Raw genomic sequence first — 23,784 nt, 5'->3', positions numbered from 1 at the left:
CATGCAGGGAAATCGTCAGGGCTCGACCAGCCGTTTCAGCAAGTCGACCGCTACAGCGAGCTTCTTCTGTTCCGCCGGCGACAATCGGGTCTGGATGGTGTGGAACAGCCAGTCTTCGCGCGCCGCACGACTGGCTTTGATCCACGCGCGCGCGGTGGGTGTAAGTGAAAGCACGGTACGACGACCATCGGTGGGATGCGGCGCGCCCTTCACTAATCCGGCTTCTTCCAGTGAAGCCACCGTCGCACCCATGGATTGCGGTCGCACACCCTCGACCTGCGCAAGTTCAGTGACGGTGGTAGGTCCCGTGCGCTCCAGATAGCCAAGCACGGCAATCTGCGACCAGGTCAGGCCGTGCGAGCCGGTTTCTTCGCGCAAGCGGCGCTTCAGCTTGCCAACGAGCACGCGCAGCTCGCCGGCCACTGTCATGGCAAGGGCTGTATCGGAGGGAACGGTGTTCATGGCGCGCAGTCTAGCGCCTTTGAAGGTAAACTACAAAGGTTACCTTACTATTTTTTTGGCAAGGCGATCGCCTGGCAGCTCAGTCCTGATCGCGCGCCAGATTGTCGAGCTCGCCCGTCGACAACCCGTAAACGGTGTTGCGGCCGGACAGCTTCGCCTTGTATAGCGCCCGATCGGCGGTCTGCAGCAAGGCATCGCACATGGTTTCGGTGTCCTGCACGTGAGGCACGCTGTCCAGGCTAGCCACGCCGATGCTCAGCGTGACCTTGCCGTAGCGGCTCTGCGCGTGCTGCATGTCGAGCGCGTTGATCGCGTTCAGCAGTGCGCCCGAAACTTTCAATGCGCCGATCGCATCGGTGCCGGGCAAGATGGCGACGAATTCCTCACCGCCATAACGGCCCACAACGTCTCCATAGCGATGCAGGGATTTCTTCAATTCCGCCGCCACGATGCGCAGGCAATCGTCGCCGCGCAGGTGGCCGTAGTGATCGTTGTATTTCTTGAAGAAATCCACATCGATCATCAGCACCGACAGCGAATGCTCGGTGCGCATCGCGCGCCGCACTTCGTCGGCCAACACTTCGTCCACGTGGCGGCGATTGGGCAAGCCGGTGAGATGATCGTTGTTGGCGTAGTACTCGAGCTGACGATTGATGTCGGCGAGCTTCTGCTCTGCCTGCTTGCGGTCGGTGATGTCAGTGAGCGCGGCAGTGATGCCGATTACCTGCCCCATCAAGTTGCGCACCGGGTTGGCCAGCACCTGATAGAACTTGCCGAGGTGTTCGATCTCCTGCACGGGCACGTCCTGCCCCTCATCCAGCAATCGCAGGCTTCGGCGTATGCCCGGACCGGCTGCGGGCATCAGTTCGGCCACCTTTCGTCCCACCAGAGCATCGGACCGAAGACCGTGGATCGCGGCGTAGGCGGCGTTGGCTGCCAGATAGCGGCCGTCACGACCGATCAAGCACAGCGCACTCGGCGCGGTGTTGTAGATAGCCATCATGCGGTACACGTTTTCGCTGCGCGTAAGATCCATCACCGCGTGCGCAACGCCGCGGTAGCCCTTGAACTCGCCGTCTTCATCCTCCAACGCGACAGCGTCGGACTCGATCGCCACCGTGCTGCCGTCCGCACGCTGATGACGGGTGATGGCGCAGGTGAAGGCGCTGGGTTTGGCGGCCAGGAAGCGCGCCACGCGCGCAGCTTCCTGCGGTTCCATGAAAGCGTGCACCGGCGCGCCGAGCACGGCATCGCGCTCGCGGCCCACTAAGTCGAGCAGGCTTTCGGCTACTTTGGTGAAGCGATGGCGCTGGTCGATTTCCCACTGCCATTGCGGATGCTCGTGAATCACCGCATGCAGCCGATCGAGCGCCTCTCCTTGCATGTCCATGAACATTGCCGACACCTCGTGCCCTTTTCCCTGCAGCAACAGAAGATCCCGGCAGGCACAACTCACAGGGGGTAATGCATGCCTGCCGCCGGCGTAGACTCGCCGACACACGCGCATCCGTGCACGTGCGGGAAATCTCGAACGCCATGGAAGGCGTTGCCTTATGGCTGGGAAGCATGCGGTTTGGGGGTGGGTGGGCTGTATCGGACGATTCCTAAAAACTTGTCCGCGCCCATGCTCTAGCTCCCTCTCCCCAGAGAGGAGAGGGGACTAGAGCGCTGCGCTTCGAAGTGAAAGGGAACTACAACAACCCATACGTCCGCGCATACTCAAACAACTGCGTATTGCTGGTAAGGCCCAGCTTGCGCATCGCATCGTTCTTCTGCTGGCTGACGGTCTTCACGCTGCGATGCAGCTGCTCGGCGATCTGCGTGACTGACAGGCCTTGGGCGTAAAGGCGAACGACTTCAGCCTCCCGCTGCGACAACACGGCCGGGTCGGTGCTGCCGTCCGGTTCGATAGACGGGGACCAGTCGATCACGTGCTCGCGCATCGCCTCACATATATATGTGCGACCGTTCATGACGGCGCCGACGGCGAGCTGCAGTTCCTTGGTCATCGCCGCCTTGGCGACCAAGCCATTGACACCGGCCGCCAGCATGCCGCGGGTAAGGGCCGCGTTGTGCACCATGGTGAGCACGATCACCGGCAGCTTGGGGTGATCGCGGCGCACGCGCCGCAGCAAAGGCAGGCCGTCGCCGGAGCCGTCCTCATAAGGCATCGAGAAATCCGTAATCAAGAGATCGCACGGCTCGCCGGCCAACAGGGGCAGCAACTCGCGGCCATTGCTGGCCTCGCCGACCACCTTCAGGCCGCTGTGTTCTTTCAGCAGCGCGCGGATGCCAAGCATCACGACGGGATGGTCGTCAGCGATGACGATCCGGGTTATCTCGCCATTCGGGGGCATAGCCAGGGACTGATTTCCGACGGCTTGTCCAGCCGCCCTGTGTAGGATTCTACCGAAAGAACGCATCAGGTCCCGCTAGCCGAGCTTGCGCCAACTTGGGCATGATGGCGCCACAGCCGCCACCGAGGCCGGCTACCGGGGACCTACCTTTTCTCAGCACGCCGCCGTGACCCTAGCTCTCTTCCTCAGCGACACGGCCGCCGGCTGGTTCGACGCCAGCCCTTTGTCCATGGCGGTTGTGGTGCTCGCTGTCCTGCTCAGCCTTACCGCCTTGCTCGCCCTGGCGGTGCTGCGCATGGTGTTCATGCAGCGGCAGAAACTGGCGGAAGCTGAGCAAACCTTGCAACAGCAGGCTGCGCTCGCACAGGCGCAGCTGGACGCCGTGCCTTTTCCCGTTCTGATCAAGGATGCGTCTGGCACCTACCGGGCACTCAACAACGCCTGTCTGCAGCGGCTGGGCGTCGACCCCTCGCAAGCCGTCGGACAGACCAGCCTCGAGCTGACCGAACACCGCTGGCTTGCGCTCGCCGATGGCACGCCGGTTACGCAGCGACTGCAGCAGTTGGGCATGGATGCGCTGCGCGAAGACAAAGTGCAGCGCTGCGAGCTGGATTACGTGAGCCACGACGGCCGCCAGCGCACCGGCCTGTTTCTGGAAGCGCCCACGCATGCACCGGACGGCAGCGCGAACGGCACGATCGGCGTGCTGCTGGATATCACCGAATACCGCCAGATCGAACTGAGCGCTCGCGCCACCGAACAAAGCCTGCGCGACATCACCCAGCGCATTCCGGTAGTGGTGTTCGCCGTGCGCCGCGGCCACGATCGTCAGCAGCGGCTAGCCTTCATGGCCGGCAACCTGCATGCGCTGTTCGGCCTGTCTCCATCCGATCTCCTGGAGCAGGACGATGTGCTGCGCGACTGGCCGTTCCACGATCGCATCCACCCGGAAGACGCGCCCGCTCTGCGCCGCCTGTTGCAACGCGCGACGCGGCATCGCGGCACCGCCACGCTGGATTTTCGAGCCTACGGCGCGGAAGGCCTGCGCTGGATTCACCTGGTGATGGGCACGCGCCGCCTGCCCGATCACAAGGTTGAATGGATCGGCTATGTCATCGACACCACCAGCATCAACGCGCACAACCAGACACTGCTGGCCGCGCGCGACGCCGCCGAGCGCGCGTCGAAAGCCAAGGCGGACTTCCTCGCCACCATGAGCCACGAGATCCGCACGCCGATGAATGGCGTGATCGGCATGCTCGAGCTGCTCGGCCACACATCGCTCGACCAAGAACAGCGCGAGCTGGTGCACGCGGTGGAGGATTCGGCCGGCGTGCTGCTGCAGGTGCTCAACGACGTGCTGGATTTCTCCAAGCTGGAAGCCGGCAACGTGCGCCTGGACGACGCGCCGTTCGACCTGCGCACGCTGATCGACAACGTCGCCGGCATGATGGCCGGCTCGGCGCACAAGAAGAGCCTGCAGATCGACGTGGGCGCGGACGCTACGCTGGCCGGCAAGCTGCTCGGCGACAGCGTGCGCATTCGGCAGATTCTGTTGAACCTGCTCAACAACGCGGTGAAGTTCACCGAGCACGGCAGCGTTTCCGTGGGCTTGCGCGTGATCGGCGACGACGGCCACGTGCAACGCGTGCGCATCAGCGTCACCGATACCGGCATCGGCATCGCCGCCGACAAACAGGCCAATCTGTTCACGCCGTTCTCGCAGGCCGAATCGTGGACCACGCGCCGCTACGGCGGCACCGGGCTGGGCCTGGCGATCTGCCGGCACCTGGTGCAGTTGATGGGCGGAAGCATCGACCTCAGCAGCCGGCTCGGCGAAGGTACCAAGGTCACGCTGGAACTGCGCTTAGGCATAGCGCAGCGCGAGATCGAACGTGCGCCGGAACTGGCCGGCCGGCACGCGATCGTGCGGCTTGCATCGATCGGCACCGCTAACGCCCTGACCGCGCATCTCACCACGCTCGGTCTGACGGTGGAACAGATCCCGCCCGCGCAGCCGATGCGCCGCGGCGCGGCGGCCAACCTGCTGTTCATCGATGCCGGTGATCAGGAAAGCGCCGCGATGATCGCCGCGCAAGCGATTCTGATCGACACCCATGCGAATGGCAGCAGCGGCGCGCGCGATCACGACGAACGCATCTGGCTGCACGCGAATCCACTGAAGTGGCAGGCGGTTGCGCGTGTTTGCGCGCAGGCTTTGCAACCGCTCGCGCAGCCTTCGCGCCATGCAAACGCGTCTGCTGCGGCAACGCCGGCCGCCATGTCGCAAGCCCATGGCCGCATCCTGGTCGCGGAAGATCATCCGATCAGCCAGTCGCTGATCCGGCGCCAGCTCGATCTGCTGGGCTGGAGCTGCGATGTGGTGGGCGATGGTCGTGCCGCGTTCGACGCGTTGCGCCAGCACGACTACGCCATGCTGCTCACCGACTGCCAGATGCCGTTGATGAACGGCTACGAATTGGCGACCGCATGGCGCCAGCACGAAGCACAATCATCCAAGCGCGCGCGCCTGCCTGTGATTGCCATGACCGCCAACGTACTCGATGGCGAAGTGGAACGTTGTCGCGACGCCGGCATGGACGATTACCTGAGCAAGCCCATGCAGCTGCGTCAGCTGGAAGAGAAGTTGCGCACTTGGACGCCACGCGCCGTGTCTACCCATGCGCCCGAAACGAAAGCCGGCTTCTTCGAGGACGTGTTCGCCGAACCAGGCATGGAAGACCTGCGCGCGGAGATGCTGCAGGCCATGCTCAGAACCAGCGAGCCGGATCTGCAGAAACTCGAACAGGCCATCGCACAAGACGACAGCGCGCTGGCGCAGCGTACGCTGCACCGCATGCTGGGGGCGTTGCAGCTTTTTACGAATGGGGCAGTGATGGCCGAAGGGCGTGAGTTGATGGCGGCATTGGGCGGTGCCGATGCTGATCGCGCGCTGCGGCAGTTGCCGGGTTATCTCGAGAACTTGCGCAGCGTGCTGGATGATCTTGAGCGACAAACTCATCGCGCCGATAACTCCCTCTCCCCTCTGGAGTGAGGGGCCGCCCTCGCGACAGGCTCAATCATCACTACGCATGCACGCCTGCGTTGGGGTTCGCATGCGCTCACCCCAACTTACAAACTCTTTCGCAAGATTGTCCCCTCAACCTAACTCTCTCGCCGAAAGGGACAGGGAACTGGTGCGCAACACGCGCATACCGCACAATGCTTACCAGCCATTCGGCATTCGCATGCAACCCCGGGACCCAAGGTTGTCTGCCGCTTGCCAGCCCGTGACGAAGGGGGGCGTCCTATTGGTTTCCAGGGGGAATGATGCATCCCACCCGTAACAGGCTGCTGCCCGCACTCGCGGGTCTGCTCCTCGCTTTCTCGATTGTACCGACCCTTTCCGCCGCCGACTGGACCTACCGCGTCCGGCCGCAAGACAACATCTGGGATCTCTCCAGCCGCTACCTCAAGCCCGACGTGTCCTGGCAGAAACTGCAGGCGTACAACAAGGTGGCCGATCCGTATCATTTGCCGCCGGGCATGACGCTGCACGTACCCATCGCCTGGTTGCGCGTGCAACCCGCCAACGCAACCGTGATGGCAGTGATGGGCAGCGCGCATGTGCAACTACTCGGTGAAACACAGACGGAAACCGTGACGCCCGGCATGACGCTCGGCATCGGCACGCACCTCACCACCGATGCCAACGCCAGCCTCACCCTGCAGTTCGCCGACGGTTCGCGCCTGCTGATGGAACAGGACAGCACGTTGGACCTGGACCAGATGAGCGCCTATGGCCGCACCGGCATGGTCGACACGCGCCTGCGTCTACAGCGCGGGCACGTGGTCAACGCGGTGACGCCGATGAACGGCGTGGGTGCGCATTTCAGCGTGGAAACGCCGGGCACCATTTCCAGTGTGCGCGGCACACACTTCCGCGTGACCGCCGATGAAGGCCAGTCGCGCACCGAAGTGCTGACCGGTCGCGTGGACGTGGCGGGCGACCGTGCCCACGTGCTGGTGCCCAAGGAACACGGCGTGGCGGTAGCCGATGGCACTAAGCCCACTCAAGCGCAGCCGTTGCTGCCGGCCCCTGCCCTGCACTGCCCGACGCAACCGGTCGGCAAGCTTCCTTACGTATTCGCGTGGACACCGCTCGATGGCGCTACCGGCTATCGCGTGCAGATGGCCGCCAATGACCGCTTCGAAGCGCTGCTGCTCGATCACGTCACCTCTTCCTCGCAACTGAGCTTGCCGGATGTGCCCGATGGCGACTACGCCGTGCGCGTGCATGGCATCGACGCGCAAAAACTCGAAGGCGAAGATGGCGTGTGCACGCTGCACATCAACGGCCACCCACAACCACCGCTGGTGATGGAGCCACTACCCGGCAGCAAAGCACGCGACACGCGCCCGCGTTTCCGTTGGACGGAAAGCCTGGAGGCCGCCTCGTACGTGTGGCAGCTCGCCGCGGATGAATCCTTTACGCAACCGTTGGCCAGCGAAACGCAACTCACCGGCGACAGCGCGCGCGCGCCCAATGCACTGTCTTACGGCCGCTATTACTGGCGCATCGCCACCCGCGACAAGAGCGGCAAGGTCGGCCCGTTCACCGACCCGCTGCCGTTCGATCTGGTGCCGCAACCGCCCGCGCCGGAAGTGGGCAAGCCAAAGTCATCGAAGAGCGACGTGAGCTTCGGCTGGCCAGCCGGCACGCCGGGACAGCGCTACCACATCCAGATGGACCACCACCCGGATTTCGCGCATCCGCAAATCGACCAGACGCTGGATCAGCCGATGCTGCAGATCAAGAAACCCGGCTCCGGCACCTGGTACGTGCGCGTGCAGACCATAGATAGTGATGGTTACGCGGGGCTATGGGGTGCGGTGCAGAAGATCCGACTGGGCTGCCTTGCCTGCCGGATTGGAGCGATTGCCGGTGGTGGTGGGTTGGTGTTGTGGTTGTTGCTATGAGAACGACCTGAAACTTCGAACCCAAATCGGAGCGCTCGTCATTCCGGCGTAGGCCGGAATCCAGTACAAACATGCTGTGCGAAGCACTCAACTTAAATGGTTTGGTGTCCTTCGGACCAGTATTCGACTGGACTCCGGCCTACGCCGGAATGACGGCAAGGTAAGTCCCTCCATCAAGCCAGGTTGAAAGTTCCGACGCATGCCCTGCCCGACCTTACCGGCAAGATTGACCCCTCATCTCATCCCTCTTCTTAGAGGGAAGCACTAATGCCCACCACCGCCTTCACCTGGCTCGTACGCGGCATGCTCTGGATGGCGGGCATCGGCCTTTTGGTGTTGCTGATCGTCAGCGACCTCACCGTGCCGCTGGACAACGCACTTTACGACCTGCACGCCCGTTACTGGCGCTACACGCCGGATGATCGCGTGGTGATCGTCGCGATCGATCCCAAGAGCCTGGATGAGATCGGCCGCTTCCCCTGGCCGCGATCGATCCACGCGCAACTGATCGATCGCCTTACCACCGATGGCGCACGCGGCATCGGCATGGACGTCACCATGTCCGCGCCTTCCAACGATCCGAAAAACGACGAAGAGGTCGCCGCCGCCATCCACAGCAACGGCAAGGTGGTGCTGCCGGTGTTCGCTGAGGCCGTAACGCTGGGCGGGTCGCTACAGGAAGCGCTACCGGTACCGCCCATTGCGCAAAGCGTGGCGGCACTCGGTCAGGTGGACGCCGCCAAGGACAACGACGAGCAGGTGCGCGGCGCCTATCTCAAGGCCGGACTCGGCAGCCCCTACTGGCCGTCGCTGGCGCTGGCCCTGCTGCAGCTCGAGCACGCTGCGCCAAACAACACTCTGCTACCCGGTTTGCACGACCCCATCCACGGCGACGCCTCGCCTTATCTCTGGATGCGCGACAACTACGTGCTGCTGCGCTACGCCGGCCCGGCCGGTACGTTCGGGCGGCTTTCCTACGTCGACGTGCTCAATAATCGCGTGCCCACCAACCTGCTCAAGGACCGCTGGGTGCTAGTTGGCGCTACTGCCGAGGGCCTGGGCGACATTCTGCAGACGCCCGACTCGCCCATGCCCGGCGTGGAGTACCAGGCGAATGTGCTCGAATCGCTGGAGCGCGGCATGCTCGTCACGCCGCTCGATTTTCTTCGCCAGTTCGCGCTCGCGGCCGTGCTGCTGGCGCTGCCGCTGCTTTTATACGGGCTACCCGGCATCGGGCGGAACTGGGTGCTGCTGCTGATCAGCGCGCTGCTGGTGCTGGCCACATGCCTTGCCCTGCTGCGCGGATGGTACGTATGGTGGCCGCCAATGACCTGCCTGGCGGTGATCGTGGTCGAATTCGTCGCCTGGCAACTGTTAATGCGCGATCGCCGTCCGGCGCACGGATGATGACGCAAAGCTCAGCTTGCTGAAGAAAACCCGCGTTCGCTAACGCATTCGTATATTCGTCTGACGAATTCTAAACACTCTTTGAACTTATGTAAGTCCACATTGGGGTCATGAAGGGGCGATGGGCTCTGCCATACAGGCGATACGTCATGCGCGTTGCAAGTTACTCCCGGCTCGTTCCGGTCTCGCTGGTGCTGATGTGGCTTACGCTGGCGGCAGGACTCGCACAGGCCGCTGACACCAACTCGCAGCCGCTGAACGCCGATGAGCAAGCATTCTTGGCACGCGCCATGTCGGACAACGCCAGCCAGATCGCCATGGCAAAGATGGCGCTGGCCAAATCCGCCAATCCGCGGGTGATCGAACTGGCCAATACGATCATTCAGGAGCGCAGCGACCTCGACACGCGTCTGGCGCAGCTCGCCAGCAACAACAAACCCGAGCAGCCCACCACCAACGCCGCGATGGATCACTTGCAGAGCTTGAACGGCGGTGCGTTCGACCGGACTTTCGCCAGCTCGGTGGTGCGCAGCCACTGCCGGCTCATCTCGGCCTATGAAGCCATGAAGATGACTTCCTCCAACCCCTTACTCAGCGATGTTGCTCATCAAGCCATTCCCGCGCTGCGCGGCAACCTGACGGTTGCGCTATCGGTGCTGCGTTCCTCCGGCTTGAATTCGGCGCGCCCTCAGGAAGCCTTGGCGTCGGCGGATGCGCGCGCATCGAAGGCGTCGGTGTTCTGGGAACCTATTTCGCTGGTAGCTGCACCATGGTGATGCGCACCTAATTGTTCGATGTAAACAAAGCCGCCGCGATGGAAGCATCGCGGCGGCTTTGTTTTGCGGGTCTGCTTGGAAGCTTTGTAACCCTATCATTGGGGTTACCAACTGCCCACAACGTATTCGTTGCGTGAAACCACGCACCCTTCTTTCAATGAATACGTATGCAAGCCCTGGTTGCTGCACCGCGATGCTACCTACCATCCGCCGCACCAGCTTCTCGCATAGCCAACCAATGCACTAGCACCGCAATCGATGGGGAGATCGATTCGGCCTTCGGCAAGCTGCGGCAACGCAGGTAATTGCGCCTGCATGCATAAGGATGCGCTGACCCATTCTGCGTGGGCGTCACTGGCCCTGTCTGTCCGCAGATCATAGGGCCATCGGCGAAGGCAGACTGGCCGTCTGTCGAGACGATGGACCGAAGAGATGTGGACAGACAGGGCCAGCCCGGAGGGTGATGTCCAGACGGCCCGCATGCTGCACCGCGCGGCTTGGCAAGACGGCCAGTCTTACCTGCGCCACGCAGCACACCCTGCGGGCCGTCTGGACATCATGCCGCCTACGCAGAATGGGTCAGCGCATCCTTAGGGAATACACGACAAAGAACAGCCTGTTCAACCACGAAGCAGGAGGCACGCCCGTATGAAGTGTTCGAAGATTCTCGCCGCCTTGTTGGCCTGCGCCAGCCTTGCAGCGATACCCGCCATGCCCGCGCACGCGGCGATCAACAGCATGAGCCTGGGTGCAAGTTACAACACGCAGAAGACGCAGATCACCTTCCGTGTTTATTCCTCGCAAGCCACGCGCATCGTGCTGTATCTCTATGCGAGCGGCTATGGCGCGCAGGAAGCGACGACCTATCTGATGTCCAATCAAGGCGGCGGTGTTTGGCAGGTCGTCGTGCCGGTGTCTTCCCTTCAAACGGCCGGCATCACCGGTTCGGTGTACTACGGCTATCGCGCATGGGGACCGAACTGGCCGTATAACGCGAGCTGGACCAAAGGTTCGTCAGCTGGCTTCATCTCCGACGTCGACAGCAACGGCAACCGCTTCAATCCGAACAAGCTGCTGTTCGATCCTTACGCGCAGGAAATCAGCCAGGATCCGCTCAACACGAGCAATCAGAACGGCCATATCTTCGCCACCGGCGCAACGGTGGACTCGTCTTTCGGCGCGGCGTATCGCCTGATCGACAGCGGCACGTACGCGCCCAAAGGCATCGTGCTCGCACCCAGCAGCCAGAGCACCGGCACCAAGCCGACGCGCGCGCAGAAAGACGACGTGATCTATGAAGTGAACGTACGCGGCTTCACAAAGCAAGATTCCAGCGTTCCTTCGCAATACCAGGGCACCTATTACGGTGCGGGACTCAAGGCGAGTTACCTGGCGAGCCTGGGCGTAACCGCGGTGGAATTCCTGCCGATCCAGGAAACACAGAACGACGCGAACGACGTGGTTCCCAACTCGGATGCCAACCAGAACTACTGGGGCTACATGACCGAAGATTACTTCGCGCCGGATCGCCACTACGCCTACAACAAATCGGCGGGCGGCCCCACCGCCGAATTCCAGGCCATGGTGCAGGCGTTCCACAACGCGGGTATCAAGGTGTACATGGACGTGGTCTACAACCACACCTCCGAAGGTGGTACGTGGAGCAGCACCGATCCCACTACTGCCACCGTGTATTCATGGCGCGGCCTGGACAACGCGACGTACTACGAACTCGACTCCAGCAATCAATACTTCTACGACAACACCGGCATAGGTGCGAACTACAACACCTACAACACCGTCGCGCAGAACCTGATCGTCGATTCGCTCAACTATTGGTCCAACACCATGGGCGTCGATGGCTTCCGTTTCGATCTCGCTTCGGTGCTGGGCAACAGTTGCTTGAACGGCGCGGCCAAGTCAGGCGCACCGAACTGCCCGAACGGCGGCTACAACTTCGATGCAGCCGATTCGAACGTCGCCATCAACCGCATCCTGCACGAATTCACCGTGCGCCCAGCCGGCGGCGGCAGCGGTCTGGATCTGTTCGCCGAACCTTGGGCGATCGGTGGCAATTCGTATCAGCTCGGCGGATTCCCGCAAGGCTGGTCGGAGTGGAACGGCCTGTTCCGCGACAGCCTGCGCCAGGCACAGAACGAACTCGGCAGCATGACCATTTACATCACGCAGGATGCGAATGATTTCTCCGGTTCGTCCAACCTGTTTCAGGGCAACGGCCGCTCGCCGTGGAACTCCACCAACTTCATCGACGTGCATGACGGCATGACGCTGAAGAACGTGTATTCCTGCAACGGCTCCAACAACAACCAGGCATGGCCTTACGGCCCGTCGGACGGCGGCACAAGTACCAACTACAGCTGGGATCAAGGCATGTCCGCCGGCACCGGCACCGCCGTCGACCAACGCCGCGCCGCACGCACCGGCCTTGCGTTCGTGATGCTCTCTGCCGGCACGCCGCTGATGCAAGGCGGCGACGAATACATGCGCAGCCTCCAGTGCAACAACAACGCCTACAACCTCGACTCCACCGCCAACTGGCTCAACTACAGCTGGACGACAGATCAGTCGAACTTCTACAACTTCGCACAACGCATTATCGCGTTCCGCAAAGCCCACCCCGCGCTACGCCCGTCCACATGGTATTCGTCCAGCCAAGTCGTATGGTACGAACCCAGCGGCGCCGTCGCCGACAGCACCTACTGGAACAACACCAGCAACTACGCCCTCGCGTACACGGTCAACGGCTCCTCGTTCAGCGACAGCAATTCCATGTACATCGCCTACAACGGCTGGTCCGGCAGCGTCACCTTCACGCTACCGCCACCGCCTACCGGCACCAACTGGTATCGAGTTACTGACACCTGCGACTGGAACGATGGCGCCAACACCTTCGTCACACCGGGCAATGAAGCGCTGATCGGCGGTAGCGGCACGACCTATAGCCAGTGCGGACAATCGCTGCTGCTGCTTATTTCCAAATAGCCGTCCATAGTCAGATAAAAAAATAGGGAGGGGCTGCATCCCCTCCCTTTTCTGCTTCCTGCAGAACAAACCCGTAATTCAATTGACTAAGCAGGCATTGATTTGCTGCGCCATGCGGCGAGCAAATCCGTTGGGTCTGTTACGCACGATGGCAGCTCTTGGCGCACGCCTCCGTAGCGGGACTTGATCGTTGTAGGCGCTTGCAATGACGTGCTTATGAAGACTTGGCGTCGGTCAACATGTCGATAACATGACCGGGCCTGTGTCCTGCACAAGATCGATGCATTGGTAAGCTTTGCTAACTTGCCATTACCCCCTCAATAAGGCTGCTTTTTGCTCACAAAAAACGGCCATCTCGCGAGAGATGGCCGTCTGCTTTTGCTTCTGCAGCAGATGAAGTTTGCGGAGCCTGCCAGAGAATGGAGCTTAGACAGCAGCGGTCAAAGAAACGGTGTTGGAACCACCATTGACTCCATCACGCGAACGCCATCACTTCCTCATCAGTATGTCGGCTGAGTCGCCACGGCCGCAGGAACGTTACCCACGTTAACCGTGGCGACAACGGCTTGGGTGGACGGATTGATCACGGAAACGGTGTTGGAATTCGCATTGGCCACATACACGAGACCGCAATTGTGGGCGACCGCGATGGCGTCCGGAGAAACACCCACCAGCACCGTAGCGATCAGACTGTTGCTGGCCGCGCTGAGGATCGAGACGGAGTTAGCATTGTAGTTGGCCACATACACGCGAGCTCCATCGCTGTTGATCGCTACAGCATAGGAACCGCTCCCTGCCGGCACCGTGGCGGTCACGGTATTGCTGCCCGTGCTGATGATCGAGACAGTGCCGTCACCAAAATTGGCCGCATATACACGAGCGCCGGTGGCACTTACTACCACGCTGAAAGGACTGTTTCCGACCGGCACCGTGGCAGTCACAGTGTTGGTGGCCGTAGCGATCACAGAGACCGTGTTGTCACTGGTATTGGCCACGTACACATGAGTGCCGTCGGGGCTGATCGCTACGCTATTGGGGCTGTTTCCCACCGGCACCGTGGCAACCACCGCGTTGCTGGCCGTGTCGATCACGGAAACGGTGTTGGCGTTGGAATTGGCCACATACACATCAGCGCCATTGGGGCTGACCGCTACGCTATCAGGACTGCTCCCCACCGCCACCGTGGCAGCCACAGTGTTGGTAGCCGCGTTGATCACGGAAATGTTGTTCGAACTGAAATTGGCCACGTACACACTGGCGCCGTTGGGGCTGACCGCGATGCCCGAAGGATTGGTGCCCACCGGCACCGTAGCGGTGATAGCGTTGGTGACCGTGTTGATCACCGAGACCGTGTTGTCGACTTCATTGGCTACGTAAGCATTGTTGTTGTGGGCTGAGGCGGGTAGCGCCACCCACGCCATCAGCAAAGGAAGGACACAGCGAACTGCGCCAACAAACCATTTCCGCCCTGCCGGGCGTGTCTTGAAGCTCAGTTGATCAGTCGTCATGGAACACCTCAGTAGAAGATTATGGGCACCACGATGCGCCCCTCATGAAATCATCTCGTTGCGTCGGCATTCGAACCGTTGGGATGTTTTTCAACGCTCGAATCGGATGGTTTGATACCTCTTGCCACCTTGCAGTGCTTTCCCCAGGCGATGACTGGAACGCGGAACATCCCTTATGCGCGCGCGCATGCCGCCGCTCAACCTGTCCCACTTGTAATGCGGTGATCGCTTTCAAGTGCCGAAGCTTGCGAGCCTCGTCCTGTCGCAATGCGGCACCACTTGAGCATGCGCTTGGGCCATGAAGAGCATATGACTTAAAAAACAGCGGCCAGCAGCGATTTGTCATATTTTTGTCATCGCGGTTGCTTTGAGTGAATGAAGTGATTCACGCATTCGACGCGAATTACTGCGTTGAACAACTGGCTTGATTCTCAGGTCATTGAACAAGATAAAGTAGGAAGCGGCAGCACCCTCAAATGGGACTGCATTCAGCGCGCAAAGAAAACGGCCATCTCGCATGAGATGGCCGTCTGCTTTTGCTTCTGCAGTGGGCGTGGTGTGTCAGGACATATGTCCCATTACCAGAGTGCCACCAAGACTTACCGCTTCCTCACCATTCTTGTGGCTGGGTCGCCACAGCTGTAGGAACGCTACCCACGCTTACCGTGGCGATCACTTTGTTGGTGAACGGATTGATCACGGAAACGCTGTTGGAATTGGCATTCGCCACATAGATACGAGCGCAATTGCGGCTGATCGCTATGGATTCCGGACTGCTCCCCACCGGGACCGTGGCAAACACGGTCTTGTTGATCGGGTCGATCACGGAAACGGTGTTATCGTTGAAATTGGCTGCATACACAGGAGCGCCAATGGGGCTGATCGCTAGGCCAAGGGCACCATTCCCCGCCGGCAGCGTGGCAGTCACAGCGTTGGTGGACGTGTCAATCACGGAAACGGTGTTGTCACCGAAATTGGCCACGTAGACACGCGCGCCAAAGGGACCGGCCGCTACGCCGAAAGGACTGTTCCCGACCGGCACCGTAGCGGTCACGGTGTTGGTGGCCGTGGCGATCACAGAGACCGTATTGTCATTCGTATTGGCCACGTATACATGGGCGCCATCCGGGCTGACCGCTACGCTGTTAGGGTTGTTTCCCACCGGCACCGTGGCTATCACGGCGTCGCTGGCCGCGGCGATCACGGAAACAGTGTTGGCATTGGAGTTGGCTACATACACATCAGCGCCATTGGGGCTGACTGCTACGCTGTCAGGACTGCTCCCCACCGCCACTGTGGCAGTCACGGCGTTGCTGGCCGCGTTGATTACCGAGACGTTGTTGGAGCTCAAATTAGCCACATACACACTGGCGCCGTTGGGGCTGACCGCGATGCCCGAAGGATTGGTGCCCACCGGCACCGTGGCGGTGACGGCGTTGGTGGTCGTGTTGATTACCGAGACCGTGTTGTCAACTTCATTGGCCACGTAAGCATTGTTGTTGTGGGCCGCGGCCGGTAGCGCCACCCACGCCATCAGCAAAGGAAGGGCGCAACGAGCCGCGCCAGCGAACCATTTGCGCCCCGTCGGACGCGCCTTGAAGCTCAGTTGATCAGTGAACATGGAATACTCCCGTAGCAGATGATGGGCGCTACGACGCGCCCGGCATGAAACCATCTCGTTGCGTCGGCATTCGAACCATTGGGGGTGCTTTTCAGGGCCCCAGACAGGATGGTTTGATATCCCTTGCCAACCCAGCCCTGCCGGACGTTCTCCGGCCGAGGACTGGAACGCGGAACATCCCCTTTGCGCGCATGCCGGCGCTCAATTTGTCCCACTGCAGTGCAGTGATACTTTCCAAGTACCGATGCTTGCGAACCTAGTCTTTTCGCAGTCCAGTACCGCTCAAGCATGCGCTTGGGCTATGACGATACCTTTAAGTATTGGCGTCCATGAAAATGTCTCTTCTGTTACCTCAAATAAAAAGAGATCATTCAATTTTCATATTCGCAGTCATAAACCACGACTTAGCCGTCAAGTCGTCCTGATCGCCGCCATAGCGGTCATAGCAGTAACTGTTACGACGTCACGCTGTTGCAGTGCGCTAACAAAGAGGGGATGCGTAGGCATCCCCTCTTTGTTCTGCTTCCTGCAATGTGAAACGTAGAACTTAGTTGACCACGCAGCCGCTGACCTGAGCGGCGGTGAAAGCACCGCTGCCAAGGGTCAAGAACGCCAAGCCCTTGCCAGGCCCGATGGTGGTGACCTTGCTGGTAATGGCAGGGGTGTAGGGCGATGTCAGCACACCCTTCACGAAGTTCAGGTCCGTTCCATTGTCATTGTTGTTGCCCAACAGATACGAAACGGCCACGATCGGATACGTCCCCGTCGGCACGAGGCCGCCCGGGACGCCCGCTCTGGCGTAGAGTGCCGGTTTCACCAGCGCGATACATGACGTGGTAGGAGGATTCACCACGCCCGGGACGGCGCTGATCGCCTCGAGCTGAGCGGTACCGTTCGTGTTGTTGGTGGTGTTGATCACTTCGTTGTAGACAAACGCGGTGCCGGTGATGGTAAGCGGACTGCCGAAGTTGGCGGTCGGGCTCGTGCCGTTCACTTTGGCAAACTGCAGGCCGGGGTTTGTTGCCAAGGCATTAGCCGTTTCCACATAGCCAAAGCTGTTGGCGGTATTGCCAATCGCAGCGGCTACCGACTCGTTGCCACTGGAACCGGTCCAGTTGGCCGGAGGCGGGCTGACGAAATTGGCAACCACGCTGGTGAAGGCCTGATTGGTTTCAAAGACGTGGCTGTTGATGGTGCCGCAGACATTTGCTAGATGGTTGCTGAGACTGAAGGTGGTGCCACTGCCGTCCGAGCGGTATTGCACGTTGATCGGATTGGCAGGAATCGAATGGCCCGCGGGCAGGGTGAACGCGCTGGCCAGCCTGGAATCGTTCCAGACGGTGATTTGATGGGAGTAAACCAAGCAGATCTGCGCGTCGCTGAGGTTCACTTCCGAAGAAGTCACCTGAGTGCCGGTGTTGTCCTTCAGGTTGAAGGCCATCGCCACCGCACCCGCCACGGCCGGGAACTGCACGGGGTAATCAAGGGAATCGTGGTTGTTCTGGTAATTGAGGTAATCACTACCGTTCAGCGGCGAATCCGCACCGGCAAAGTCAGGCTGGAGCAGGTCCGTGCGGCCTACAGCCGGTGCACCGAAGCCAGTGACGGTACCAGCGGCATTCTTCGTGCAGGGATTCTGCACATTGAACTTGATACCGCCTACGGTAGCGCCGGCGAGGATGTTCTTGCCCGCGCCACTACCGGTCAGGCAGTAGGAGACACCGGGGTTGCCCGACTGGGCGCTATACACACCGAACAGTGAAGTCGGAGCGACGTTGGCTCCAAATACTTGCAGTACGGTGGCTGCCTTGCTACCGACATAGCCGATTGACGGCAGTGTCGCACCACCGCCTACTTGCGTGCCCGAAGCATGCGAAAATCCAGCCATAACCAACGCGAGAGCGCCAGCCATCAGCTTGGTGCGAGTGCTCAACTTACTAAGCTCGTAACTCATGGTTTTTCCCCATAGAGTATATACCTCCGGAATTGGAGGCCATGGCTTTTTACGCTCTCGCAGTGACATTGCAATTAAATATTAATGTCGTTGATTATGCTAATAAAATTACAATAACGAAGCGTTGAATAATATTTAACACCGTATTTTATGGCGATTATTCTTTCATCACATTAAAAGTCGTTCGCTTCAGATAATGCACAGTATTTTCATCGCATTTTGACGCTTTATAGGCATAATATTTTTCAGGCTTCACAAATATTATGCATATCTCACGTGTGATTGAATTTCGTTTACAAGATAAGTTATGCCTCCTGTTTTCGTCATATCTGCGAAAGCGTCCTGCTATGCGATAAAAACGTCCACGGCTGGCGCGAGTGCATTGGACAATCAATATTTCTTGTCGTTGATCGACGCACTACTTAGCTTCCCGTGAAGCTTCATTTTTCCTTGACACTAGTCCCGCGAAAGCGAAGGCACTTTTCCGCAGCAAGGTGGATCAACCCATCCCGCTCTTGAGTGAAACGGATAGGTGTCGAATCTCAACCGGAAGTCGCGAAGTAGGCAACGTACTGGCGAAAGCATGCACCCAACGAACGACGGCGATGGGCCGTGGGGATCTCAAGTACACGTTTCAAGGGAACTACTGATTAGCCTCGTGTCTGAGCTGCGCTACGCGCAGTTCCCTCTCCTGCGGGCACAGGAGAGGGTTAGGATGAGGTGACGCGAGCGAAGCTCGCGTCCGGTAATAGCCAGAATGATGGTGCATGCATGGTGGGACATCATCGCGAGATTCGCTTCACCTCCCCAAACCTCCCCTACTACACGTAGGGGGAGCAGATATCCGCCAGCTGAGACAAAACGCTAATCATGAAGGGACTTGTCAATCGTGGAATTCATGCGACTTCATGGCATCGAGATCCAACGCAGGAGGGCTCTGTACCAGTTGCGATGGTCCAAAAGTTATCGCTATCCAACATACACGATTCAACGTCATCACTTCGATCATTGCCACTTTGGTCAAATCAGCGCGGTTACGCCGTTACGCGTACGCATGCAGAAAGAGGGATGCATAAACATCCCCTCCTCTGCATGCTTTTCCCGCTGCGTGAAGCACGGAACTTCAGTTGACCAGGCAGCCGCTTACCTGACTGATGGTGAAAGCGTTGGTGCCAAGAGTCAGGAACGCCAAGCCAGTACCGGGTCCAATGGTGGTGACCCTACTGGTGAAGTTGAAGCCATACGGCGCGATCAGCAGACGCTTCATGTGAAGCAGGTCCGCTCCATTGCCTTCGGCATTGGCCAGCAGATAGGAAATGGCCACGATCGGATAGGTGCCCGTCGGCACGACGCCGCCCGAAACGCCCGGTTTGGCATAGAGTGCCGGTTTCACCAGCGCGATACATGACGTGGTAGGAGGATTCACCACGCCCGGGATGGAACTGATCGCCTCGAGCTGAGCGGTGCCATTTGTGTTGTTGGTGGTGTTCATCACTTCGTTGTAGACAAAGGCGGTGTCGGTAATGGTGAACGGGCCGCCGAAGTCATTGACTGGGTTAGTGCCGTTCACGTCTGCGATCTGCAGAGGCGTATTCGTTGCCAAGGCATTGGCTGTGGATACATAAGCTATGCTATTGGCCGTATTCCCCAAAGCCTCGGCTAAGCTCTCGTCACCACTGGAGCCGGTCCAGTTGGTCGGAACCGGGTTGATGAAATTGGCGACCACGCTAGTGAAGGCTTGGCTGGTTTCAAAAACACTGCTGTTAATGGTGCCGCAGACATTCGCCAGATGGTTGCTGAGGCTGAAGGTGGTACCGCTGCCGTCCGAGCGGTACTGCACGTTGATCGGATTGGCAGGAATCGAATGGCCCGCGGGCAGGGTGAACGCGCTGGCCAGCCTCGTATCATTCCAGGAGGTGATTTGATCAGAGAAGATCAAGCAGACCTGCGTGTCGCTGAGGTTCACTTCCGAAGAAGTCACCTGCGCACCGGTGTTGTCCCTCAAGTTGAAAGCAATTGCCACCGCGCCTGCCACGGCCGGGAACTGCACGGGGTAGTCACCGGAAGTGTGGTTGTTCTGGTAATTGAGATAATCACTAGCGTTCAGCGGCGAATCCACCGCGGCAAAGTCTGGCTGGGCCAGGTCCGTGCGATTCACCCCGGAAAGAGCAGCTCCGAAACCAGTGATGGTACCAGTGGCATTCTTCGTGCAGGAATTCTGCACGTTATATGGAGTAGTGAGTCCACTTGAATATGTAGTAACCCCGGCAAAGATATTCTTGCTGGCGTCGTCGCCAGTCTCGCAGTAGGAGAAAGCAGGAGCACCTATTGGCGTTGTTGAGCTGTCCACGCCGAACAATGAACCTGATGCGACGTTGGTCCCGAATACTTGCAGTTGCGTGGCTGCATTGCTGCCGACATAGCCGAGCGCGGGCAGCGTCGTGCCACCGCCCACTAGAGTGGTAGCGTGAACCGAGCCAGCGATGACCAGTGCGAGGGCACCCCATGCCATCTTGGCACAGGTGATTCTCCTAATACGTCCGTTAATCATGGTATATCCTCATAGCGCATATGCCTCCGGACTGGAGGGTCTTCATGTGTATACGTGCGCAGTGACGATACGTTGAAGTATTGGCGTCACTCAAAACGTCTTTTTTATTACGGTAAATAAAGAAAATTACCCAAGCTTCATATTCGCAATCATAAGCCGCGGCTTTCGACATCAACTTGTCCTGATCACCGCCACCGTGGTTAAACGGTACCCGTTACGGCGTTGCGCGCTACGGCGCGCGCAAAAAAGGGGATGCCGAGGCATCCCCTCCTTTTCTGCTTCCTGCAACGTGAAACTTATTGGCCGCTGTTGACGCAATCGCCAGGTGCGTTGACGCCGTTGGTGCCGAAAGCAGCGCCGTTGGTGCCGAGGTTCAGGAACGCAAGACCCGTACCCGATCCGATGGTGTTTACGCTGCCCGTGATGGTGGAGTTATACGCAGCATTCACCAGACCCTGCGTGCTGGCAAGGTCACCCGACGAGACACCCTGAGCGTGGGAGAGCAGATACGAAATGGCCACGATCGGATACGTGGTCGACGTGATCAGACTGCCCGGGATACCCGGTTTGGCATACAGGGACGGCTTCACCAGCGCGATGCACGTCGAGTTGGCGGGCGGGGCCGTCACAGTTGGGTTTGTGATGGAGCTGATTCCTTCGAGGGCAGGGGTGCCATTGGTATTATTGGTGGCGCTGATCACTTGGTTGTAGACGATGGCGGCGGAGGTGATGGCAAGCGGGGTGCCGAAGTTCGCCGTCGGGCTCAAGCTATTAACATTGGCAAACTTCATGCCGGGGTTCGTTGCCAGGGCGTTGGCCGTTTCCACATAACCGATGCTGTTAGCCGTGGTTACGATGGCACTGGCTACGCCAGGGTTGCCGCTGGCACCAGTCCACTTGGCCGTGCTCGTGCCGTTACCATTGGGCAAGCCGCTGGTGAAGAAGCCAGCGACTACACTGGTGAAGGCCTGGTTGGCTTGGAAATCGACGCTGTTGATGGCGCCGCAGACAGCCGTCAGGTGGTTGCTGAGGCTGAAGGTGGTGCCGCTGCCATCCGAGCGGTACTGCACGTTGATCGGTGCGTTCGGCAGCGAGGCGCCACTGGACACCGTGAACGCGCTGGTCAACCTGGTATCGTCCCAATTGGTGATTTGACCGGAGAGGATGTTGCAGATCATGGAGTCGGAAAGGCCCGTGGCCGAAGTCGTCACCTGGACGCCCTTGGTATCAACTACATTGAAGCCAATCGCCACCGCACCCGCCACAGCCGGGAATTGCGTGGGGAAAGCGCTGGAGCCATGGCCGGTCTGGTAGTGCTGGTAATCTGCGGCAGCCAGCGGGGAATCCGAACCCGCAAAGTTCGGCTGAGTCAGATCCGTGCGGCCCACGCCCGTAAGACCGGCGCCGAAACCGGGGACGGTACCCACGCTGTTCTTCACGCAGGTATTCTGCACGCTGAACGAGGTCGACACACCGTTGACGACCAAGGTAATCGGTGCTGCGAGAGTGTCCTTGCCCGCGCCGCTGCCGGTCAGGCAGTAGGAGACATTCGGGTTGCCCGTCTGCGCCTGATACACGCCGAACAGCGAATTCGGATCGATGGGATCGACGGTGTTGTTCGCGGAGGTTCCCCACACTTGCAGATTCGAAGCGGCATTGGTACCGACATAGCCGATCGACGGCAGCGTCGCGCCACCGCCTACTTGCGTCGTCTGGGCATGAGAAACGCCAGCCAGAGCCAACGCGAGAGCAGCGGCTACCAGCTTGGTGCGGGTGCTCAACCTAGTAAGTCCATAATTCATGGTTTTTCCCCATAGCGCATATACCTCCGGAATTGGAGGCCATGACTTTTTACGCCCGCGCAATGACTGTCTAATTAAGTATTGGTGTCGTTGAATATGCCAATAAAATTACAGCATCGACGTATTGAAATAATATTTAACGTCATATTTTGCCATTATGAAATTACGTGTGAGGCAACGCACATTCTATGCAGTGATGGGTATTTTTAAAGGCGATTTTCACGTTTTGTAGGCATTTGGATTTCTACAATCTGTTGCGCGGTTGTGTATTTCCTTTCAGGAGTGCCTACTCTGTTTGCAAGCTACATGAGTAAGTGCACAACTTCTTTGGGATGCTTAGGGGCTCCCGCCATTTCCAACCTTAGCGCTCTGCTTTCCGGGGAAATTTTCGCCTCGACGCAGAGGCGAAGGCGAAGCACGGAACAGGCATCCCCCTTGCTTGCACCTGATGGGTGTCGAATCTCAGCTATGCCGCATCGTCATTCCAGCGAAGGCTGGGATGACGAGCAAAGAGCAGGGATGGTTGAGCTAATCAGGCTGCATGCAGGCGGAGGTTGAGAGGGGTGAATACTTGCGGGAAAGTCTCAGGCAAGTACTCACCCCACCCCAACCCTCTCCTGCAAGCAGGGGAGGGAGCCGATTGCGGCACAAATGGAGATACTCGCGCAGCAGAGGCGTTTTGTGAGTCGCCCATCGAACAGCAGAGGAAAATACGAGTCATGCGCCGCATTTGCGTCAGTCGGCGAAAATTTTCCCGAACAACGGTGTTCGTTTACGGCAATGACGGCATCAAGGTCAAATCGTCATCAGGCTTAGTGCTGTCCGAAAAGACAAACTCATCGGCACTAACATGGCGACGATTCATACGGAAACCCATATTCGTGCAACATGGAATACACCTCCCTGTCTAATTCATGCATGTGCGCAAGCGCTGTGAGTTCTCCCAATGTCAACTCCATGAGCACACAGCGAATCGCACTGCGATGCCCTTCCATGCACCACGTGTTGAAAATCTTCATCAATTCGGCGAGCAGGACGCCTTTCACTTTGTCCGTTGAATCGCCGATACGCTTGAGCTGTTTCTCTAACGAATAGGTAAGTCGCTTGCTGAAAGCACGCTCCGCCACATCGAGCAACGCCTGCAATTGTTCGCGTGTGCAGGCCCGTAGCAGGGATTCGGCCATGGTGTATTGACGGAAGTTGGAAAGCTGGATCAGTGTTTCGACGAGCGCACCCTGATTCACTGTAATTCGCCTCAATCCCTTGTCGTGGGCTTCATAGGGGAAAAACCCAGCCTGTCCCTGGGACGGATTCCGCAAGGAGGATGTTCGATTCATGTTGTGGGTCTCAGGCCGGCGCCTGC

At 59.3% G+C, this 23,784-nt stretch carries 14 protein-coding genes; 5 read left to right on the top strand and 9 right to left on the bottom strand.

The genetic code is table 11. The annotated features are described in order from the left end of the window. Positions 1-15: 15 nt before the first annotated feature. The 3 genes from ISP18_RS18720 to ISP18_RS18710 all read right to left on the bottom strand — a co-directional run bounded on the left by ISP18_RS18720 (position 16) and on the right by ISP18_RS18710 (position 2,819). Positions 16-462 carry a MarR family winged helix-turn-helix transcriptional regulator gene (locus tag ISP18_RS18720; RefSeq protein WP_380015708.1) on the bottom strand — a complete coding sequence of 149 codons (447 nt, stop codon included), beginning with the start codon at positions 460-462 and terminating at the stop codon, positions 16-18. 79 nt (positions 463-541) lie between these two features. Further along, a complete protein-coding gene (locus ISP18_RS18715) occupies positions 542-1,852 on the bottom strand; it encodes a sensor domain-containing diguanylate cyclase (protein WP_380015706.1) in 1,311 nt (436 codons plus the stop codon). A 301-nt stretch (positions 1,853-2,153) separates the two neighbouring features. Then, positions 2,154-2,819, bottom strand: coding sequence for a response regulator (locus tag ISP18_RS18710; RefSeq protein ID WP_380015704.1), 666 nt, complete (start codon positions 2,817-2,819; stop codon positions 2,154-2,156). 166 nt (positions 2,820-2,985) lie between these two features. Between ISP18_RS18710 and ISP18_RS18705 the strand changes: the two genes are divergently transcribed. From ISP18_RS18705 to ISP18_RS18685, 5 genes are all read left to right on the top strand, one after another. Continuing rightward, the gene (locus ISP18_RS18705) at positions 2,986-5,874 is read left to right on the top strand and encodes a hybrid sensor histidine kinase/response regulator (RefSeq protein ID WP_380015702.1); all 2,889 of its coding nucleotides are present in this window, start codon (positions 2,986-2,988) and stop codon (positions 5,872-5,874) included. Positions 5,875-6,146: 272 nt separating this feature from the next. Next, positions 6,147-7,799 (top strand): FecR domain-containing protein, encoded by a 1,653-nt coding sequence (locus tag ISP18_RS18700; RefSeq protein WP_380015700.1) that lies wholly within the window; start codon positions 6,147-6,149, stop codon positions 7,797-7,799. 267 nt (positions 7,800-8,066) lie between these two features. Continuing rightward, complete coding sequence (locus ISP18_RS18695; protein WP_380015698.1) at positions 8,067-9,206, top strand: CHASE2 domain-containing protein; 1,140 nt, start codon at positions 8,067-8,069, stop codon at positions 9,204-9,206. 149 nt (positions 9,207-9,355) lie between these two features. After that, positions 9,356-9,982 (top strand): DUF4142 domain-containing protein, encoded by a 627-nt coding sequence (locus ISP18_RS18690; RefSeq protein ID WP_380015696.1) that lies wholly within the window; start codon positions 9,356-9,358, stop codon positions 9,980-9,982. A gap of 648 nt (positions 9,983-10,630) precedes the next feature. Then, on the top strand, positions 10,631-12,985 hold the full coding sequence (locus ISP18_RS18685; RefSeq protein ID WP_380015694.1) for an alpha-amylase family glycosyl hydrolase: 2,355 nt from the start codon (positions 10,631-10,633) through the stop codon (positions 12,983-12,985). Between the two features lie 500 nt (positions 12,986-13,485). On the opposite strand, the gene ISP18_RS18680 is transcribed toward ISP18_RS18685, so the two are convergent. The 6 genes from ISP18_RS18680 to ISP18_RS18655 all read right to left on the bottom strand — a co-directional run bounded on the left by ISP18_RS18680 (position 13,486) and on the right by ISP18_RS18655 (position 23,758). Beyond that, entirely contained in the window at positions 13,486-14,493 is a 1,008-nt protein-coding gene (locus ISP18_RS18680) for a beta-propeller fold lactonase family protein (RefSeq protein WP_380015691.1), read from the bottom strand. 610 nt (positions 14,494-15,103) lie between these two features. Further along, positions 15,104-16,114 (bottom strand): beta-propeller fold lactonase family protein, encoded by a 1,011-nt coding sequence (locus tag ISP18_RS18675; RefSeq protein WP_380015688.1) that lies wholly within the window; start codon positions 16,112-16,114, stop codon positions 15,104-15,106. 547 nt (positions 16,115-16,661) lie between these two features. Beyond that, positions 16,662-18,068, bottom strand: coding sequence for a substrate-binding domain-containing protein (locus ISP18_RS18670; RefSeq protein WP_380015685.1), 1,407 nt, complete (start codon positions 18,066-18,068; stop codon positions 16,662-16,664). 1,123 nt (positions 18,069-19,191) lie between these two features. After that, positions 19,192-20,619, bottom strand: coding sequence for a substrate-binding domain-containing protein (locus ISP18_RS18665; protein ID WP_380015683.1), 1,428 nt, complete (start codon positions 20,617-20,619; stop codon positions 19,192-19,194). Between the two features lie 296 nt (positions 20,620-20,915). Then, the gene (locus tag ISP18_RS18660; protein ID WP_380015680.1) at positions 20,916-22,421 is read right to left on the bottom strand and encodes a substrate-binding domain-containing protein; all 1,506 of its coding nucleotides are present in this window, start codon (positions 22,419-22,421) and stop codon (positions 20,916-20,918) included. Between the two features lie 845 nt (positions 22,422-23,266). After that, on the bottom strand, positions 23,267-23,758 hold the full coding sequence (locus ISP18_RS18655) for a hypothetical protein (protein WP_380015677.1): 492 nt from the start codon (positions 23,756-23,758) through the stop codon (positions 23,267-23,269). Positions 23,759-23,784 lie beyond the last annotated feature (26 nt).

Origin of the sequence: Dyella humi, from assembly GCF_044904605.1 — a bacterium.
GTDB lineage: Bacteria > Pseudomonadota > Gammaproteobacteria > Xanthomonadales > Rhodanobacteraceae > Dyella_B > Dyella_B humi.
This window is presented reverse-complemented; position numbering and strand designations above follow the sequence as displayed.

Excerpts from the sequence above, each read along its gene's own strand:
- ISP18_RS18665 (WP_380015683.1), bottom strand. The coding sequence starts at position 20,619 with ATGATTAACGGACGTATTAGGAGAATCACCTGTGCCAAGATGGCATGG.
- ISP18_RS18660 (WP_380015680.1), bottom strand. The coding sequence starts at position 22,421 with ATGAATTATGGACTTACTAGGTTGAGCACCCGCACCAAGCTGGTAGCC.
- ISP18_RS18685 (WP_380015694.1), top strand. The coding sequence starts at position 10,631 with ATGAAGTGTTCGAAGATTCTCGCCGCCTTGTTGGCCTGCGCCAGCCTT.
- ISP18_RS18690 (WP_380015696.1), top strand. The coding sequence starts at position 9,356 with ATGCGCGTTGCAAGTTACTCCCGGCTCGTTCCGGTCTCGCTGGTGCTG.
- ISP18_RS18710 (WP_380015704.1), bottom strand. The coding sequence starts at position 2,819 with ATGCCCCCGAATGGCGAGATAACCCGGATCGTCATCGCTGACGACCAT.
- ISP18_RS18680 (WP_380015691.1), bottom strand. The coding sequence starts at position 14,493 with ATGACGACTGATCAACTGAGCTTCAAGACACGCCCGGCAGGGCGGAAA.
- ISP18_RS18720 (WP_380015708.1), bottom strand. The coding sequence starts at position 462 with ATGAACACCGTTCCCTCCGATACAGCCCTTGCCATGACAGTGGCCGGC.
- ISP18_RS18715 (WP_380015706.1), bottom strand. The coding sequence starts at position 1,852 with ATGGACATGCAAGGAGAGGCGCTCGATCGGCTGCATGCGGTGATTCAC.
- ISP18_RS18700 (WP_380015700.1), top strand. The coding sequence starts at position 6,147 with ATGATGCATCCCACCCGTAACAGGCTGCTGCCCGCACTCGCGGGTCTG.
- ISP18_RS18670 (WP_380015685.1), bottom strand. The coding sequence starts at position 18,068 with ATGAGTTACGAGCTTAGTAAGTTGAGCACTCGCACCAAGCTGATGGCT.
- ISP18_RS18675 (WP_380015688.1), bottom strand. The coding sequence starts at position 16,114 with ATGTTCACTGATCAACTGAGCTTCAAGGCGCGTCCGACGGGGCGCAAA.
- ISP18_RS18655 (WP_380015677.1), bottom strand. The coding sequence starts at position 23,758 with ATGAATCGAACATCCTCCTTGCGGAATCCGTCCCAGGGACAGGCTGGG.
- ISP18_RS18695 (WP_380015698.1), top strand. The coding sequence starts at position 8,067 with ATGCCCACCACCGCCTTCACCTGGCTCGTACGCGGCATGCTCTGGATG.